This window comes from Bradyrhizobium sp. TM239 (genome assembly GCF_036247985.1).
Lineage (GTDB): Bacteria > Pseudomonadota > Alphaproteobacteria > Rhizobiales > Xanthobacteraceae > Bradyrhizobium > Bradyrhizobium ottawaense.
Genome location: NZ_BTIR01000001.1, coordinates 802,915 through 819,165 on the forward strand (window position 1 = coordinate 802,915; position 16,251 = coordinate 819,165).

Annotated in this window: 17 protein-coding genes and 1 tRNA gene; 11 read left to right on the plus strand and 7 right to left on the minus strand. The window is 66.1% G+C overall.

From position 1 onward, the window contains the following. Positions 1 to 32 precede the first annotated feature (32 nt). Positions 33 to 317, plus strand: a complete 285-nt coding sequence (locus AABA84_RS03905) for a PsiF family protein (protein ID WP_338309717.1) — start codon at positions 33 to 35, stop codon at positions 315 to 317. A 101-nt stretch (positions 318 to 418) separates the two neighbouring features. Continuing rightward, entirely contained in the window at positions 419 to 1,504 is a 1,086-nt protein-coding gene (locus tag AABA84_RS03910; protein ID WP_338311448.1) for an AbrB family transcriptional regulator, read from the plus strand. A 2-nt stretch (positions 1,505 to 1,506) separates the two neighbouring features. On the opposite strand, the gene AABA84_RS03915 is transcribed toward AABA84_RS03910, so the two are convergent. Next, a complete protein-coding gene (locus AABA84_RS03915; RefSeq protein ID WP_338311449.1) occupies positions 1,507 to 2,046 on the minus strand; it encodes a disulfide bond formation protein B in 540 nt (179 codons plus the stop codon). Positions 2,047 to 2,203: 157 nt separating this feature from the next. On the opposite strand from AABA84_RS03915, the gene AABA84_RS03920 reads away from it, so the two are divergent. The 6 genes from AABA84_RS03920 (at position 2,204) to AABA84_RS03945 (ending at position 9,692) form a co-directional block, all read left to right on the plus strand. Further along, positions 2,204 to 2,288 (plus strand) — tRNA-Leu (locus tag AABA84_RS03920). Between the two features lie 214 nt (positions 2,289 to 2,502). Then, positions 2,503 to 2,805 (plus strand): hypothetical protein, encoded by a 303-nt coding sequence (locus AABA84_RS03925; RefSeq protein ID WP_212247267.1) that lies wholly within the window; start codon positions 2,503 to 2,505, stop codon positions 2,803 to 2,805. Positions 2,806 to 3,681: 876 nt separating this feature from the next. After that, positions 3,682 to 3,909 carry a hypothetical protein gene (locus AABA84_RS03930; protein ID WP_038948568.1) on the plus strand — a complete coding sequence of 76 codons (228 nt, stop codon included), beginning with the start codon at positions 3,682 to 3,684 and terminating at the stop codon, positions 3,907 to 3,909. 372 nt (positions 3,910 to 4,281) lie between these two features. Beyond that, positions 4,282 to 6,927: a DUF2235 domain-containing protein gene (locus tag AABA84_RS03935; RefSeq protein ID WP_338311450.1), complete on the plus strand. Its 2,646-nt coding sequence runs from the start codon at positions 4,282 to 4,284 to the stop codon at positions 6,925 to 6,927. 150 nt (positions 6,928 to 7,077) lie between these two features. Next, positions 7,078 to 7,761, plus strand: a complete 684-nt coding sequence (locus AABA84_RS03940) for a response regulator transcription factor (RefSeq protein ID WP_338311451.1) — start codon at positions 7,078 to 7,080, stop codon at positions 7,759 to 7,761. Further along, positions 7,758 to 9,692, plus strand: a complete 1,935-nt coding sequence (locus AABA84_RS03945) for a sensor histidine kinase (protein ID WP_338311452.1) — start codon at positions 7,758 to 7,760, stop codon at positions 9,690 to 9,692. The genes AABA84_RS03940 and AABA84_RS03945 overlap by 4 nt, the downstream gene beginning before the upstream one ends. A gap of 136 nt (positions 9,693 to 9,828) precedes the next feature. Here AABA84_RS03945 and AABA84_RS03950 read toward each other — a convergent pair whose 3' ends face one another. Then, the gene (locus AABA84_RS03950; RefSeq protein ID WP_338311453.1) at positions 9,829 to 10,134 is read right to left on the minus strand and encodes a hypothetical protein; all 306 of its coding nucleotides are present in this window, start codon (positions 10,132 to 10,134) and stop codon (positions 9,829 to 9,831) included. 236 nt (positions 10,135 to 10,370) lie between these two features. Here AABA84_RS03950 and AABA84_RS03955 point away from each other — a divergent pair, with 236 nt between their 5' ends. Next, positions 10,371 to 10,595 (plus strand): hypothetical protein, encoded by a 225-nt coding sequence (locus AABA84_RS03955; RefSeq protein WP_212247278.1) that lies wholly within the window; start codon positions 10,371 to 10,373, stop codon positions 10,593 to 10,595. Between the two features lie 59 nt (positions 10,596 to 10,654). Here the strand turns inward: AABA84_RS03955 and AABA84_RS03960 are convergent, their stop codons facing one another. Both AABA84_RS03960 and mddA read right to left on the minus strand, forming a co-directional pair. Next, positions 10,655 to 11,077: a GFA family protein gene (locus AABA84_RS03960; protein ID WP_338311454.1), complete on the minus strand. Its 423-nt coding sequence runs from the start codon at positions 11,075 to 11,077 to the stop codon at positions 10,655 to 10,657. 217 nt (positions 11,078 to 11,294) lie between these two features. Beyond that, positions 11,295 to 12,083 (minus strand): methanethiol S-methyltransferase, encoded by a 789-nt coding sequence (gene mddA / locus AABA84_RS03965; protein ID WP_338311455.1) that lies wholly within the window; start codon positions 12,081 to 12,083, stop codon positions 11,295 to 11,297. Positions 12,084 to 12,218: 135 nt separating this feature from the next. Here mddA and AABA84_RS03970 point away from each other — a divergent pair, with 135 nt between their 5' ends. Then, positions 12,219 to 13,766 (plus strand): winged helix-turn-helix domain-containing tetratricopeptide repeat protein, encoded by a 1,548-nt coding sequence (locus AABA84_RS03970; protein ID WP_338311456.1) that lies wholly within the window; start codon positions 12,219 to 12,221, stop codon positions 13,764 to 13,766. Here AABA84_RS03970 and irr read toward each other — a convergent pair. Continuing rightward, complete coding sequence (irr, locus tag AABA84_RS03975; RefSeq protein WP_246550133.1) at positions 13,763 to 14,245, minus strand: Fur family transcriptional regulator Irr; 483 nt, start codon at positions 14,243 to 14,245, stop codon at positions 13,763 to 13,765. The genes AABA84_RS03970 and irr overlap by 4 nt on opposite strands. Positions 14,246 to 14,433: 188 nt before the next feature. On the opposite strand from irr, the gene AABA84_RS03980 reads away from it, so the two are divergent. Further along, the gene (locus AABA84_RS03980; protein ID WP_212247284.1) at positions 14,434 to 14,745 is read left to right on the plus strand and encodes a hypothetical protein; all 312 of its coding nucleotides are present in this window, start codon (positions 14,434 to 14,436) and stop codon (positions 14,743 to 14,745) included. 3 nt (positions 14,746 to 14,748) lie between these two features. On the opposite strand, the gene AABA84_RS03985 is transcribed toward AABA84_RS03980, so the two are convergent. Both AABA84_RS03985 and AABA84_RS03990 read right to left on the minus strand, forming a co-directional pair. Continuing rightward, complete coding sequence (locus tag AABA84_RS03985; protein WP_212247285.1) at positions 14,749 to 15,318, minus strand: DUF2147 domain-containing protein; 570 nt, start codon at positions 15,316 to 15,318, stop codon at positions 14,749 to 14,751. 32 nt (positions 15,319 to 15,350) lie between these two features. Beyond that, a complete protein-coding gene (locus AABA84_RS03990) occupies positions 15,351 to 16,013 on the minus strand; it encodes a DUF3313 domain-containing protein (protein ID WP_338311457.1) in 663 nt (220 codons plus the stop codon). Positions 16,014 to 16,251 lie beyond the last annotated feature (238 nt).

Consider the following 16,251-nt stretch of genomic DNA (forward strand, 5'->3'; position numbering starts at 1 on the left):
CTTCGCAATTCTCGCCAGAAGAGTGCAACACCATGACCCTCGCCTCTCGCCTCGCCGCCGTCGCCCTCGCCTCCCTGCTCGCCGGCGGCACCGCCTTCGCGCAGACCGCCGCGCCGGCGGCCAAGACCGATACCAAGATCGATGCCGCCGCCGCGGCCGACAAGAAAGCCCCGAAGGAGCGCTCGGCCGAGTCGCTCGAATGCTCCAAGCAGGCCGACGCCAAGGGCCTGCACGGCAAGGAGCGCAAGAAATTCCGTTCCGAATGCATCAAGAGCGCCAAGGGGGGCACCGCCGCGCCGGCTGCGGACAAGAAGTAGCCTCCGACACGATCTTCAGCGAGCTTCTCGCGAGAGGCGCGCGCATTGCGGCATGACGAGCCTGCAATTGTGCGCCTCTCGCTGATTTGCGATAAGGTGGCGTGAAGCAAATCGCCGCCTCCCTGTCGTTCGAATGGCCGAGCCGTGCCAAGATCTTGAGCACGGCCGAGACGCTCGTCATCGGCACCGCCGGCGGCCTTGCATTTCTCCTCGCCGGCCTTCCCGGCGGGCTGATCTCCGGCTCGATGATCGCGGTCGGGATCGCCGCGATCGCCGGGCGCCAGCTCGCGCTGCCGCCGCTCCTGACCCAGACCGTGCTGGTGCTGCTCGGTATTTCGCTGGGCTCGGTGGTCTCGCGCCATCTGCTTCAGCAGGTCGGCGCCTACCCCCTCACCATCGGGCTGCTTGCGCTGGCGACCTTCTGCTCGACCTTCGGCTCGAGCTATTACCTCCAGCGCATCCATGGCTGGGACCGCACTTCGGCCTTCCTGGCCGGCAGCCCCGGCGCGCTGTCGCAGATCACGATTCTGGCGGTCGAGCGCGGCGCCGACCTGCCGGGCATCGCCGTGGTGCAGACCATGCGCGTCATCATCCTCACCGCGGCCTTGCCGATGGTGCTGGCATTTGCGGGCGTCGCCCCCTCCGCCGCGCCGTCGCTGGCGACGACGATCGCCTCGCCGCTCGATCTCGTGGAGCTGGCCGCGGCCTCGCTGGCCATGGCGCTGTTCCTGCGCCTGATCAAGTTTCCGGCGAGCTGGATGTTCGGCGCCATGATCGCCTCCAGCGTGCTGCACGGCGCAGGCTGGGTCGATGGCGGCCTGTCGGACTGGGTGCGCGGCGTGGCGCTGGTCGGCATCGGCGCGCTGATCGGCAGCCGTTTCGCGCGGATGCGCATCAAGACGCTCGCCGGCCACATCAACGCGGCGCTGGGCTCGTTTACCGTGGCGATCGCCGTCTCCGCCGTTTTCGTCGGCATCGTCGCGCTGACCACGCAGGTCAAGTTCTCCGATGTCGTGGTCGCCTTCGCGCCGGGCGCGATGGACGCCATGCTGGCGCTGGCGCTGACCTTGCACATCGACCCGATCTTCGTCGGCGCCCACCACCTGTCGCGCTTCGTGTTCGTGACGATCGCAACGCCGGGCATCGTCCATCTGTTCGGACGCACGCAGGACGATGTGGACGATTGAGCTTATCGCTTCGCCGTCTTCGCAAATCCCCACGTCGCGATTCCGGCCATCACGAGCGAGATCAGCACATTGTAGCCGGCGAGCGAGAGGCCGAGGAAGCGCCACTGGACCTCGTCGCAGCGCACCACCTTCACGGTGTCGAGCCTTGAGAAGAGATCGCCGGCGTTGCCGAGGTTGACGACGGGACCGGTGCAATCGGTCGGCCCTTTCCAGAATCCCCATTCGACGCCGGAATGGTAGGTGCCGAGACCGGCATTGGCGAGCGTCGCCAGCGCGAGGATCGCGAGCCCCGCCAGCAGCAGCGGCCGCGGCGCGCCGCTCCTGGCCGCCAGCGCCGTGAGGGCACCGAGCGGAATGGCGAAGTAATAGGCGTAGCGCTGCTCCAGGCAGAGCGGACAGGGCAGGATCTCCAGCACGAGCTGGAAGAACCACGCGCCCGCGATGGTCGCAGCCGCAATCAGCGTGACGAGCAGCGAGGCGGTCAGCGCGGCGCCGCTGGCAGCCGGCTTGAACGCAGGTATGGCGGCACTCTGGGTCGTCACGGCAGTCTCTTTCCGATAGGTCGCGCCCTTAAGCCTCTAGCCCCGGTCCATGCGGCTGTCGAGAACGGCCGACATCACTTTGGCGCGGGTTGACCCCGCTTTGTCCATGGCTATAGTCCGCCGGCTTCGCGACGCTCCCTTCAAGGGCCGACCGAGGGCCCCTGTGGCGGAACTGGTAGACGCGCTCGACTCAAAATCGAGTTCCGCAAGGAGTGCTGGTTCGATTCCGGCCAGGGGCACCACGCTTCGCCCTTCGGGCTACGCGTGGCGCGGCCAAGCTGGACCGAAAGACGAAGTGCCCGACGAAGCCACGCGAGGCCGAAGGGTGAAGCGTGTCCGGCGAAGCCTTTTGGCGAAGACGGACTGTCTCATCCACACTCGCTCCCCCCACCCTAGCCATCCCCGCATCTCCACTGTATAAACCGGTAGCTTCTTCCGTCACTCGAAGGAGCTCATATGAACGACCTGCACGCGTGGCTTTCGCAGCAACACCACGGTTTGCGGACCTTCCAGACCTTTCAGCAAAAGCTCGAGATGCTCGGCCAGCGCGATCCCGCCCAGCGCGGTCTGTGCCGCCTGCTCAGCGGTATCGTCGGCAGCTATGTCGAGGCCTTTGACGAGGCGCCGCTGCCGGTCGACATTGCCGAGGTCGCCCATCGGCGCCTGCTGACGCTGGTCGAAAGCCTCGATCTGCACGGAAACGCCGCTCGCCGGCTCGCCGACATCAACCGCGTGGCGACCTGCGAGTTGTGGCGGTGATCGGCAGGACGAGCGGACCCACTTCAATTTCTGGATAGCAAGACACGCCGCTACGGCCTCGCGACGCATGACGCCCGAGTCCTGTGCTTCTCTCGACGCCCCTTCCTGAAGAAAGGGCGCAGGGAAGGCCGGGCGCCGGCTGGCACCCGCGGTCCGCTGCGCGCAAATTGCGAAGACAAATGCACAGCGGCATACAGGGCAGCCTGGGACATCCCGGCCTTTCCCTGCGCAGTGGTTTGACGGCTTATGGCGCGCTCTCCCCGGGGAGCGATGCACTATTGCCCCCGTCGCCTTGCGGATGGCTGATGCGCACGCCCGGTCGGGCAGCTCACATCACCGCAAGCCTTGACGCACAGACCCCGGGCGTCAGGACGACACGCTTTTGCCGTACGCGGACCGCACCGGTCGTGTGCGCGCTGCTCAACCGCTCACGGGCCAAACCCGCCCTGCGATTGCTGGCGCGCCGATGCGCTCCCCGTCCACCGCCACCCGGCCCGCGCATCGTGACGATCGCGAAACGCCCCTTATCCTTGGGCCGGGATGAGCATCACATACGATATTTCCGAATTTCGGTCAAGCAGAATTTTTGGATTGCGGCACGGCGTGTCCCGGCTCTGCAGCGCACCGCTGAAGTAGCGCTGCGCTGCGTCCGGGGCACGAGAGAGAGGGAGGCACGCTCTCTCCCGTCATTGCGAGCGCCTCGTCCGCCGAAGCTCGAAGCAATCCAGGAATGCACCCGCGGAAACAGTCTGGATTGCTTCGTCGCAAGAGCTCCTCGCAATGACGAGGAGGAGAGATTCCGCGTCTGGAGGCGTTCGACTTCGCCGCGCCAGTCCCTATATCCTGTGGCAACAATCCGATGCAGCGGACAGTTTGATGGCCAGGACACGCAGGACGGACGCCGACGACCTCCCCCGCTATTTCGTCTGGGTTCGGGGCCTAGAAGGCCCCGAGCCGCAGAAATGGATGGCGATGGATTTCGGCGTCGGCGACTGGAAGAGGCCGCTCGTGCTGGCCTATCTGGAGCTGCCGGCGGACGAGCGGGATCTGTCGCTATCGCTGTTGGCGCGGCGCTACCCGCCGCCGCGGGTGGATCTCTCGTAACGGCGTCAACACATCCAGCACAAAGCCGTCGCCACGGAGACAACGACCGCCGGAAGCAGCGCCACGGGATCGCCGCTGCCATTCAGCGACGACCCGACACGGCGGGGCGGCATGATCCCACTTGCTACCTCAGCGGGATTGTGCGCAGAATGCACCTGTATTTTCATGTTTCAGAGATTTCAACCATTGATTGATTCCGGGAAATGATGCCCGGTTTGGCCTGACGCTTTCCTTGTTGAATTGCCGGAGGGGCCCATGACGCATCATGATGTCGGGGGGAACGCCGATTCTCCGAGGCCGGAACGCGCGCCCAGCGACAGGGATGGGAATGCCAGCGGGAGTGCGAGCGCGGCCCTGCCAAGACGCAAGCTGGTGCTGTTCGCCGACGGCACCGGCAATGCTTTCACCACGCAGGAATCCAGCGTCTGGCGTCTCTATGAAGCCCTGGACCATACCCAGCCCGATCAGATCGCGCATTACATCAAGGGTGTCGGCACCGCCGGCTGGGCACCGCTCGCCGCGCTCGACGGCGCCACCGGCGTCGGCGTCCCCGGCAACGTCCGCAAGCTCTATCGCTTCCTGTGCTGGAACTGGCGACCGGGCGACGACATCTACATCTTCGGCTTCAGCCGCGGCGCCTTCACCGCGCGCACGCTGGCGGCGCTGATCTCGAGCCAGGGCCTGGTGCCGGCGGAGATCGACGACACGCCGGTGTCGCATGCGGAGATGGGGCGCAACGTCAAAGCCGCCTGGCGCGAGTACCGGCGCGAGACCGTGCCCTGGACCAAGAGCCTGCCGACGATCTGGGTCACGCGCTGGATTCGCGATGTCCTGCTGTTCGTCTATCACTGGCTTTGCCGGCACCGTAGCTATGCCGAGGTGCGGAGCAAGATGAACGGGCGCACCGAGGTCGAGATCGCATTCCTCGGTCTGTTCGACACCGTCGAGGCGTTCGGCGTTCCGGTCGAGGAGCTCCGTCTCGCCATCGACTGGGCGATCTGGCCGATCTCGTTCCGCAATCACCGGCTGTCGCACAAGGTCAGGCATGCCTGTCACGCGCTCGCGCTCGACGACGAACGCACCACTTTTCATCCGCTGAGGATCGACCAGAGCCATCTGGCGCAGGGACAGATCGTCAAGGAAGTGTGGTTCACGGGCGTTCATTCCGATATCGGCGGCGGCTATCCGGAATCCACGCTGTCCTTCGTGCCGCTGGTCTGGATGGTCGAGCAGCTCGGCGGCCGGCTGCGCTTCCAGGACGGCGAGATCGAGCATTTCAGGGAATATCAATCGGCGCTCGGACCCAGGCATGATTCCCGCAGCGGCGCGGCGGTGCTGTACCGCTACGGGCCGCGTCCGATCCTCGGCGGAGATGAGAATGGCGGGCTGCCGGTGGTGCACTTCGCCGTCATCGAGCGCATGCTGCTCGGCTGCGACGATTACGCGCCGATCATGCTTCCGGCGAACTGCCTGGTGCTGCTGCCGGACGGAACGAGGTTGCCGCTGCGTTCTGAGGGAGAGACCAAGGATCTCGACGAGCAGCATGCGCGCGAGGTCATGAAGGCCGCCTATCTGCAAAAGGCGACGGGACCGCGTCGTACCGAGGAGGCCACGGCCTTCACCAGGATGAGCACGCCCGACGCCATCATGTCGAGCCTCACGCGCGACACCGTGTGGTGGCGGCGCGTCGCCTATTTCTCGCTTTTGTTCATGGCCGGCGTGATCGCCGCCTGGCCGTGGATCGCGCACGCGCTGGTGCAATGGTCCGAAGACCGCGCCCTGGAGGGCACTGGCGCACTGTCTTTCATCACCAATATCGACTGGGTGATGGGCGCAGTGGTGGCGCCGCTGACCAATCTGCTGCGAGACGTGCTGCCGTCCTATGCGGCCCCCTGGCTCAACATCGCGACCTACTATCCCTTCCTGACCTCGATCGTGGTGATCGTCGCCTGGTGGATCTGGCACAAGAACGGAACGTTGCGTGACGACATCCAGGAGCGGGCGCGTCTCGCCTGGAACACGTCGCGCCGCAGGGCGACCATGAAGCACATCGACAAGCCGGGGCCGTTGATGCGGTTCGGACACTGGATGCGCCTGAATGCCAGCCCGGCGCAGCGCGTCATCACCAGGGGACTGGTGCCGGCGGTCTTCTTGATCGCGATCTTCGGCTCGGCCGCGCTGATCGTGTCGAGCAGCCTGTTCACCGGTCGTCTCGCCCTCGGATCGGTCTGCTCGCCCCCTACGGTCAAGGGCTCTGCCGCGTTCCAGACCGGCACGCCGGTGACAGACGAGCCGGTCGACGCGCGCGCGTTGTTCGACACCAGGGACTTTTGCTGGTGGAGCGGGCTCGCCGTCGAGAAGGGCCGCAAATACCGCGTCTTTCTCGAGATCAAAGAGCCATGGTTCGACCGCACCATCATGAGCGGCGTGAACGGATTTGCGACCTACGAGCCGCACCACTACGTGGCGCTGCCGGAGCGTCGTCTGTTCGCCGCGGACTGGTTCCAGCCCGTCGTGCGCATCGGCAGCAAAGGCATCAACGACCAGCCGCTCAAGGCGGTCAATGCGATGCCGGCCGACGAATTTCCCCGCCGCATGAAGCCCACCCTGCCCGCGGAGGACGACATCAGCAGGAGCCGCAACAGGTACCCCGTGCGGCTCGACGACACGGCCGAGTTCAAGGGCAGGCTCGACGTACTCGGCAAATTCGAACCGATTCCGCCGGCCATGCTCGCCGAGGCAAGCCAGGTCTGGACGAAGCAGCTGTTGACGGGCCGCGTCGTCGCCGAATTCGTCGCGCCCGAGTCCGGCGAGCTGTTCTTCTACGTCAATGACGCCGTCCAGATATTCCCGCGGCTGCTTCCGGAGTCGTTGGTCCCGTCCTGGCTCGATGCGATCCAGGGACCGCGCGATCTCTTCTACCGAAACAATAGCGGCACTGCGAAGATCAAGGTCCAGCGCCTGCCGGCCCCACCGATGCCGCCGGACAAGCCGGCATTACCGCTTGCGAGCAACTGAGGCCCAGCAGGGCCCCCGCGTCGGAGCTCTCCGCGCCGCCACATGGACACGGGCATTCCCGCCCCCATGATTATGGGTGTCACGACATCCGCACTGCGGCTAAACTTGCCCTTGCGCCGCGGGGGACACGCGGGTCGCGGGACCAGGATCATGACCGAACAGGGCGAGACGGGTGAAGCCATCACCATCCTCCTCGTCGAGGACGACGCGCCGACCTGCTGGCGGCTGCAGGATGCGCTGGTCAAGGCCGGCTACGAGGTGCGCAGCGCCGGCACGCTCGGTGAAGCCCGTTCCGCCCTCGCCGGCGGCGCGCCCCGCGTGCTGCTGACCGATCTGCGGCTGCCCGACGGCCACGGCATCGAGCTGATCCGCGAGATGAGGCAGCGCTTCCCCGACACCGAGATCATGGTGATCTCGGCCCTCGGGGACGAGGAAAGCGTGATCTCCGCGATCACGGTCGGCGCCACCGGCTATCTGCTCAAGGACGCCTTCCCCACCGACATCGCCACCACGGTGCGCGATCTGGTCGCCGGCCATTCGCCGATCTCGGCCTCGATCGCGCGCTTCATCGTGCGCAGAACACAAGGCTCCGCGCCAAATTCGGCGGAGCCGCCGCCCGGCCCCGTGCTCAATACGGCGAGGCTCACGCCGCGCGAGATCGACATCCTCTGGGGCATCGCAAAAGGCTTCAGCTACGCCGAGATCGCCAGCCATCTCGGCCTGTCCAAGCAGACCGTGCCCGGCCATATCAAGAACATCTATCGCAAGCTCGAGGTGCACACGCGCGGCGAAGCGGTGTTCGAGGCGGTGCAGCAGGGCCTGATCAAGCTGTGAGCGAGATCGCGGTCAAAGCACCTGCAAACGCACCCACGCGCCCGCGGCGCCGGCTGATCGCCTCGCGCCTCGTGCCCTATCTGCTGCTGCAGGCCCTGATCGTGATCGCCACCATTCTCGGGCTGCAGCTGCTGCAGCCGAGCGATCCCGACGATTTTGCGCTGAGCGGGTTTTCGCTGCGGCAGGACGGCGTGACGCTGCCCGTGACGCTGCCGCATTTCACGGCTTCGCGCTATTCCCTGGCCGACCCCCCGCTCTACGCCGGCAGCTTCACGTTCCACCGCGGCGATGCGGCGGCAGGATGGTCGGTCTACCTGCCGCGCTTCAGCAACGCGGTCGAGGTCGCCGTCGACGGCGTCGTCGTGCTCGATTCCCGGCGCGACGCCAACGCCAACCGGCCCGACCGCAACACGCCGCAGATCGCAGCTATCCCCGCCTCGCTGCTGCGCGAGGGCGCCAACGAGATCACGGTGCGCCTGTTCGTGTGGGGGCCGTTGAAGGGCTTTCTCGACACGGTGTATGTCGGACCCGACGCCGCCTTGCGTCCAGCCTATGAGACGCGCACGCTGCTGTTCGTCACCCTGCCGGTGGTGTTTTCGGCCTGGCAGTCGATCCTGGCCGTCATCCTCGCGATCATGTGGCTGATGCGGCGGCGCGAGCCGGTCTATGGCGTGCTCGCGGCTGCGATGGTGCTCGGCGTGGTGCAGGCCTACGTGCCGCCGCCGGTGCCGCCGGCCGCCACGTCGCGGCTTGCCGCCGTGCTGCTGGCGTCCGCGCCGATCGAGAGCGCGTTGGTCGTCATGTTCGGCGTGCTGTTCTTCGGCTGGCGCTGGCCGCGCTACGGCATGCTGCTGTTCGTGCCGGGCCTGGTCGTGTTCGTGGTCGGGCTGATCGGAGGCCCGCCGCTGCCGCGCATTCTTTTTCTGGTGCTCGGCATCCCCACGGTCGGGCTTTGCCTGGTTCTGATGGCCTGGGTGACCGCGACCGCGGTCGTCCGGCGGCAGGACGCGGCAAGCTTCACGATCGGCTGCGCCGTCACCATCGTGCTGGTCTGCTGGATCCAGGACATGCTCACGGTGCTCGAGATCGCGAGCAACGATCGCATCTTCGTTTCGCGCCTGTCCTATTCGGCGATGCTGGTCGCGATCGGCGCGGGACTGACCTGGCGCTTCGCCCGCGCATTGAACCAGGTCGACAGCTTTGCCGGCCAGCTGGTGACGCGCGTGCGCGAGGCCGAGGAGCGGCTGAAGGCGAGCTTCGTCCGCGAGGAGGAGCGCGCGCGCGCCGCCGCGCTCGCCAATGAGCGCACGCGCCTGATGCGCGACCTGCATGACGGCCTCGGCGGCCAGCTGGTCAGCATCGTCGCGCTCTCCGAGCGCGGCCATGAGGGCGCGACCATCACCGACGCTGCCCGGGCCGCGCTGAAGGATCTGCGTCTCGTCATCGATTCCATGGACGACATCGGCGGCGACCTGATGCTGGCACTCGGCTCCTGGCGCGAACGTGCAAGCGCGCAATTGCGGCCGCACGACATCACGCTCGACTGGCGCGTGGCGATCCCGCAGGGGCTGCCGCTGCATCCTGAACTGCGGCCATGGCACGTCATCCAGATCGTGCGCATCCTCGACGAGGCCGTGACCAACGCCGTCAAGCACGCGCAGGCCCGCCACATCGCGGTCACCATCGAGACGCTCGACGCAAGCGAGGGGCCGTACGGCCTGATCAGCGTGACCGACGACGGCCATGGCTTTGCGCCGGCCGGCCATGGAGAGACCGCCCGCGCGGGCCAGACCGCGCGCGGCTTGCGCAACATGAGAAGCCGCGCCGCGCGCTGCGGCGCGGTGCTCGACCTGAGTTCCGATGCTTCCGGGACGCGCGTGCGGCTGCGATTGCCGCAGCGTTTTCCCGACAGCGACGCGGCTGCGGGCTGAAAAGCCCCCTCTCCGAACGTGTGGGACGCGCGGAGAGAGGGAACGGGCCGGGTGGTTTGCCGGCGGAGGACGGGGGGTTCGTCCGCAGGGCGCCCTGGGCCCGAAGCGATGCAATCAATTCAATCGATTGGAAGTATCAGCGCACGCCGACGCGATTGACCGGGCCGCCGCGATTCATCGGCGTTCCCGCGCGCACGCCGACACCGGGCGCGCCGACGCCGGGCGTTACCACCGCGGCCCTTGCGACCGGCGCGCCCGGCGCGACCACCACCGCCGCCGTCGGCCGCACCACGCAGCCCTTGGGCACGCCGACCGTCTTGCAATAGACCACCGCCTGCGCCGGGCTCGTGCCCAGCGACACCATCGCCACGCCCGCCAGCGCCATGACCGTCAGCGCCATGACCGTCAGCCTTGCGCTCAGCGCTCCAGCTCTCTTCGACATCTAGCTCTCCTGCTTCCCGTTCGGCGTCCCGATGCAATCACCGGATTTCGCAGCCGAGGTGCAGCCTGAATGACAAAAGACGGCGGGCGGATACATGCCATGAAGATGGGGGTTGCTGCAGCCGCGAGGCCGGGCCGACGCCATGAACATGGCATGGACCCGCGCCCGGCCTTCGCGAGATGGTCCGGCCCGATCGATCCCGGTCGGGACCAACGTCGATTCCAAAGAGGTGCTTTATGAAGATTTCAGCTGTTGCCGCGCTGCTGCTCGCCGCTACCGCCCTGCCCGCTGCTGCGCAATCCGGCCCATCGGTCCAGGAGCAAATGGCCTGCCGTGGCGACGCCAGCAAATTCTGCGCCGAACATATCGGCAAGCCGCCGCAGATGAACGCCTGCCTGCGCGAGAACAAGTCGAAGCTCTCGGACAGCTGCCGCAAGGTCGTCGAATCGCGCGGCGGCTGATCCGTTATCCTTCTCTACAAAGAGGGCGGCGGGTTGCCGCCCTCTCGACACCGGCGCCGCTACTCCTGCATCATCTCGCCGCTGCCGCCGAACTCGGCCGGAAAATCCTTCAGCTTGGGCAGGCCGTCGCGCATCGGCAGCACGGTCTCGGCATAGTTGACGTGAACGCCGGGCGCGAATGCCAGCGTCGGGATGGTCGCGGTGAAGACGTCGACCAGTCCGAGCGGCGGATGGTTGGTCATGAGATGGCCGCCGCACTTCTTGCAATATTTGCGCTGGCTGAGCGCCGTCTTGGCAAAGGTCTCGACATTCTGGGCTCCTTCGGTGATGCGCACGGCTTCGGGCTTCCACAGGCTGAAGGCGTTGACCGGGCCGCCCGACCAGGAGCGGCAGGAGCGGCAATGGCAATAGCCCATCGCCTCCGGCGCGCCCGTGACCTCGATCGTGACCGCGCCACAGAAGCAATTTCCGACATGTTTCATTGGGTCGTCTCCGTTTGATGAAGAGAAAGAAATCCTCTCCCCGCTCCTCGTCCACAATATGTCGGGACCGGTGGGATACGGGGAGAGGTGTCGGGGTGAAGGGGGAGATCACCCCGGGGGACGTTGAGGGGACGGAATGCGTGCGACGCTCGGGGTAGCTCACTCCACGCGACCGGGCGTCCTCCGTTCGGCGGACGCCCGCGGTGCCGCGCCGAGGCTAGAGTGACCGGCGCCAGGGAATAAGCATCGACACCCGTTGTTTGTACTGCCGGTACTCGTCGCCGAAGAGAGCGACGAGGTCGTGCTCCTCCAGCGCGATGCCGACGAAGATGTAGAGCGTGGTGACGACCGCAAACAGCAGATGCCCCGCGGTCATGGTCGGCGCCGCCCAGAACGCAATGATGAAGCCGAGATAAATCGGATGGCGGACGAAATTGTAGAGCAGCGGCGTCTTGAAGCGCGGCGGCGTCATCTCCTTGCCGACCAGGTGGTTGGTCACCTGATGCAATCCGAACAATTCGAAATGATTGATGATGAAGGTCGAGGTGAACACCAGGATCCACCCCGCGAAGGACAGCGTGACCAATGTCACGGCGAGATCCGGGTCCTCGACATTCCATACGGTCGCGGGCAGCGGACGCCACTGCCAGAACAGGAGCAGCAATGACAGGCTCGCCAGCAGCACATAGGTGCTCCGCTCGACCGGCTTGGGGACGAACTGCGTCCACCAGGCCTTGAACTGCTGGCGCGCCATCACGCTGTGCTGAATGGCGAACAGCGACATCAGGAGCAGATTGATGATGACGGCTTCAGTCGTCGGGGTCTGGGTTCCAGTATCGATGGTCTTGGGCACCACCAGACCCATGACGAAGCCGATGGCGTAGAGAATGGTGACGAAAAACACGAGATACGCCGCAATTCCGTACAAAAAGGCGATGAACCTGAAAATGCGCAAGCCCGCAACCTCCGGGCCGACCGAATGAACCTGTTGATCGAGTTGGGTCATATAACAGCTCCGTTGTGCCAAAACGCCGGCACTTCGTTGGTCGCCTCACCATGCATCCCGGACGGGCCTAAGACTTTCGCGACCGGTTGATTTTCGCCTGAGACGACTTTGATTTTTGCTTGAGACGACAGAAACGTGCGATTTCGCTTTGAAAACAACGTGCTCGACGGCGACCTGCGGGAGCTCACCTGCGGCGGGGCTGCCGTGCCGCTGCAGCCGCAAGTGTTCGACCTCTTGCTCTATCTCGTCGCGCAACGGACGCGTGTGGTCAGCAAGGATGACCTGATCAGCCAGGTCTGGAGCGACCGCATCGTCTCGGATTCCGCGCTGAACAGCCGGATCAACGCCGCGCGCAAGGCGCTCGGCGACGACGGCGCGACGCAGCGGCTGATCAAGACCATCCCGCGCAAGGGCTTTCGTTTCGTCGGCGAGGTCCGGGAAGAATTGGCAGCGTCGGTCGTGCCGGCCGAAGCCAGGCCCGCGCCCTCGCGCGTGGGGGACCGCCCGGCGATCGCGGTGCTCGCCTTCGAGAACATGAGCGGCGATCCCGCGCAGGACTATTTCGGCGACGGCATCAGCGAGGACATCCTTACGGCGCTGTCGAAGCAACGCTGGTTCATGGTGATCGCCCGCAACTCGTCCTTCACCTACAAGGGGCGCGCAGTCCATCTCAGGCAGATCGCGGAGGAGCTCGGCGTCAGCTACGTCGTTGAAGGCAGCGTGCGCAAGGCGAACAACCGGGTGCGCATCACCGCGCAGCTCAACGATGCCACATCAGGCAGCCATCTGTGGGCCGAGCGCTACGACCGCGAGCTGGTCGACGTCTTCGCCGTCCAGGACGAGATCACCAACGCGATCGTCGCGGCGATCGAACCGCAGATTCACGCGGCCGAAAGTTTTCGCGCCCACCGCAAGGCGCCTGCGAGCCTGGACGCATGGGATCTGCTGATGCGGGCGTTGTCGCATTATTGGCGCGTGACCCGGCGCGATCACGACACCGCACGGACGCTGCTCGAACGCGCGATCGGGATCGATCCGAATTACGGCCAGGCGCTGTCGGTGCTGGCGGCGAACTACATGTTCGGTGTGCATCTCGGCTGGGCCGAGCTCGCCGCCGTGGCGCCGGTGGCGGAAGCCGCCGCGCTGGCCGCGGTGCGCTGCGACCATGAGGATGCCTGGGCGCATGTTGCGCTCGGCAGCGTCTGCTTCTCGACACGCAGGCTCGCGGACGCGCTGTCCGCGTTCGAGCAGGCGCTCGCGCTCAATCCGAACTTCTCGCTGGCGCAGGGCTATTACGCACTGGCGCTGTCCTATGCCGGGCGATCGAAAGATTCGTTCGAGGCCGCGCAACGGGCGATCCGGCTGTCACCGCGCGATCCGTCGCTGGCGATCTATCACGGCATCGCTGGCTATGCGCGCTTCACCGAACGCCGTTATGACGAGGCCATCGCGCTGGCGCGCGAGGCGATCCGTCATCGCGGCGATCTCACCGGCGCCTACCGCGTGCTCGCGGTTTCCGCCGGCATGACCGGCGACGAGATGCTTGCGGAGACGGCGCTGAGCGAGCTCCGCCGTACCCAACCCGACATCTCGCTGCACTGGATCGCGACGCAACTGCCGTGGGCCAATGACGGGGATCGCGAGCACTATCTGGAAGGATTTCGGCGCGCGGGGTTGCGCTAGCGCTTGCGGCGCAAATGGACGATGACGTCGAGCCGCGCGATCTCGTGGCCGGGAAGCGCCTCGGGGATCTTGGTGAAGGCGAGGCCTTCGGCGACGTCGACCAGCATATCCTCGCCTTCGAGATAGAAGTGCGGGTGCACCGATGTGTCGGTGTCGAAGAACGACTTGATACCGTCCGCCGCGATCCGGCGCAGCAGGCCGGCCTCGGTGAACTGGTTCAGGGTGTTGTAGACGGTCGCGAGCGACAGATACGCGCTCGCCGCCATCGCTTCTTCGAAGAGGCTCTCGGCGGTGACATGACGATGGCCGCGCAGGAACAGCAACTGGCCGAGCGCCAGCCGCTGGCGCGTCGGCCGCAGGCCGGCATCAACAAGCAATTGCAGACAGTGCTGCACGCCCGCATCGGGCGGCAGCTCGAGGCCGGCGACATCAGGTCCGCTATCGTCGACCGCAGGGATATTCGTGGCCTGGATGTCCATCGATCGTCTCACGCGTCTCACGGCTCAGGGGAGCAGGACGCACAGCGCCGGGTCCCGCCAGTTGCTATTCGATCGCAAAAGCGGCGGCCTGGCTTTGATCCGGATCAAATCCGAGAGCCGCCTCTGACCTATCCAAAGGCAGCCCAGTTTATTCCCGGCCAGAAATGGCTGATATCGACGAGGTTCAGATGTCCAGGCCGGTTCCCGACAAGGCAGAGATCGCGCTCGAATATCCCGACAAGTTCTATGTCGGCACCTTCGAGCATTCGTCGCGGTTCGAGGCGCGGCTCGACGGCAGCGGTGTTGCGCTGGTGCTGCAGCATCCCGGCGCGGCCGACGAACGCAAATCGGTGCACCTGCACCTCAATTTCGGCCTCCTCGCCGGCATCCTGCGTGAGCTCGCCGTCAGCGTCGCCGCCCTCCCCAAGGACGACATCGCACACCGCGAGCAGCTCGCGGACGCGCTCGACGAATTGCGCCGGGCGCTGCGGAGCTCCTGAAGGCTACTTCGCTTTCGCCTGGATCGGCCTCGGGGCCGGCACCGCCGCCCATTCCTTGTCGGCGCGGGGGCCGTTGAGATCGCCGGTCAGGCCGACGAGCTGGCCGGGCAGCACGTCGAGGGTCTGCTGCCAGGTCTGGGTCTGGCACAGGAATTTGATGAGGCAGCCCTTGAGCTTGAGGCGATCCGGAGACTCGCGCCAGATCGACACCGCGTAGGACTTGCCGTCCTCGGCGTTGTAGATGTCGCCGGCAAAGCGCCCCTCGGGCGTCGCCTGCAGGCCCATGATGAGCTGGTGGCCGAGCAGTGTGCGGGCGCGCTTGTCGGGATCCGGATTCTGGCTGTCGCGGTAAGGCTGGCCGCGCTTGTCGGCCGGCTCCTTCATCCAGACGATGAAGCCGCAAAGGCGATCGCGCGACGGCCCGCAGCGCTCGAGGCGAATGCGGGCGCGGCCGTCCTCGACCAGCCAGGTGCCGCTCGGATCCGTCGGCGTGACGGCGCCGGCGCGGCCGCCGAACGCCAGCATCACGATCGTGATCGCGATGCGCAGCACGAAGCGAAGGAGAATATTCATCAGCAGCACCTTTGGTTGAAGGGATCGCGGCGTCAGTTCAGCTGCGCCATCAGCGCGTCGGCGCCCTTGTCGAGGCCGGCCGTGGCGGCCGCGAGCGCGCCGGTGGTGGCCTTGATGTCGTAGGCAGCAGGGTATTGCTTGGTGACGTAGGCGGAGAGCAGCCGCGAGGTCGTGGCGTCGAAGATCTCGACGCCGTAGACGACCGAGCCGGTCATCGTCCCCTCGCCGTCGCGTGCGGCCTGCACGCCGTTGTAGACGGCGCCGGCAAGGTCGAACCGCGAGAGCGTGCCGAGCACCGGCGTGTTGGCGACGGCGCCGGTGAGTGTCAGCCTGATCCGCAGCGTGTTCGGCCCGGGCTCGCGCACGAGCACGAAGCGGCCGCGCAGCCGGTCGGCGAAACAGTTCTGCATGTAGGCAGCGAGCGTCGCCCTGTCCTTGCCGGACATGTCGCCGAACTGATGATCCCGGCCACGATAGATCACGACGGGATCGAGGATCACTTTGCTATAGGTGCGCCAGTCGACCGGCGTGGAATAGCGGTAGGGTACGCGGCCGGAGGCGTCCGATTTGTCCGGCGCCATGTAGGCCGAGGACGCCATCTCCGAATAGGGCACCGGCGCGATCGACGCGCAGCCGGCCACGGCCACGCAAAGCACCAGCGTTCCCAGACCGCGCACCGCGATCGAGCGATTCATTCCAGACTCCTCTTGGCACTGCTCTGGCGATGGCGACCGCAGCCACGTCAGGGACCGGACGCGGCTGCGGGGCTCACCATTGCCAACCCTCGGCTTCGTCCGGGGCGTTTCGGAAGCGTTGGGTTGCCTCAGTGTCCGGATTTATAAAACCGACTAGACGGTTTGTAAAGTTCAAAAACCAGGGCCTGACGCATTTGGCCGCAAGGCGCGGCTTTGGGCAGGCACCGGTTCGATTTCG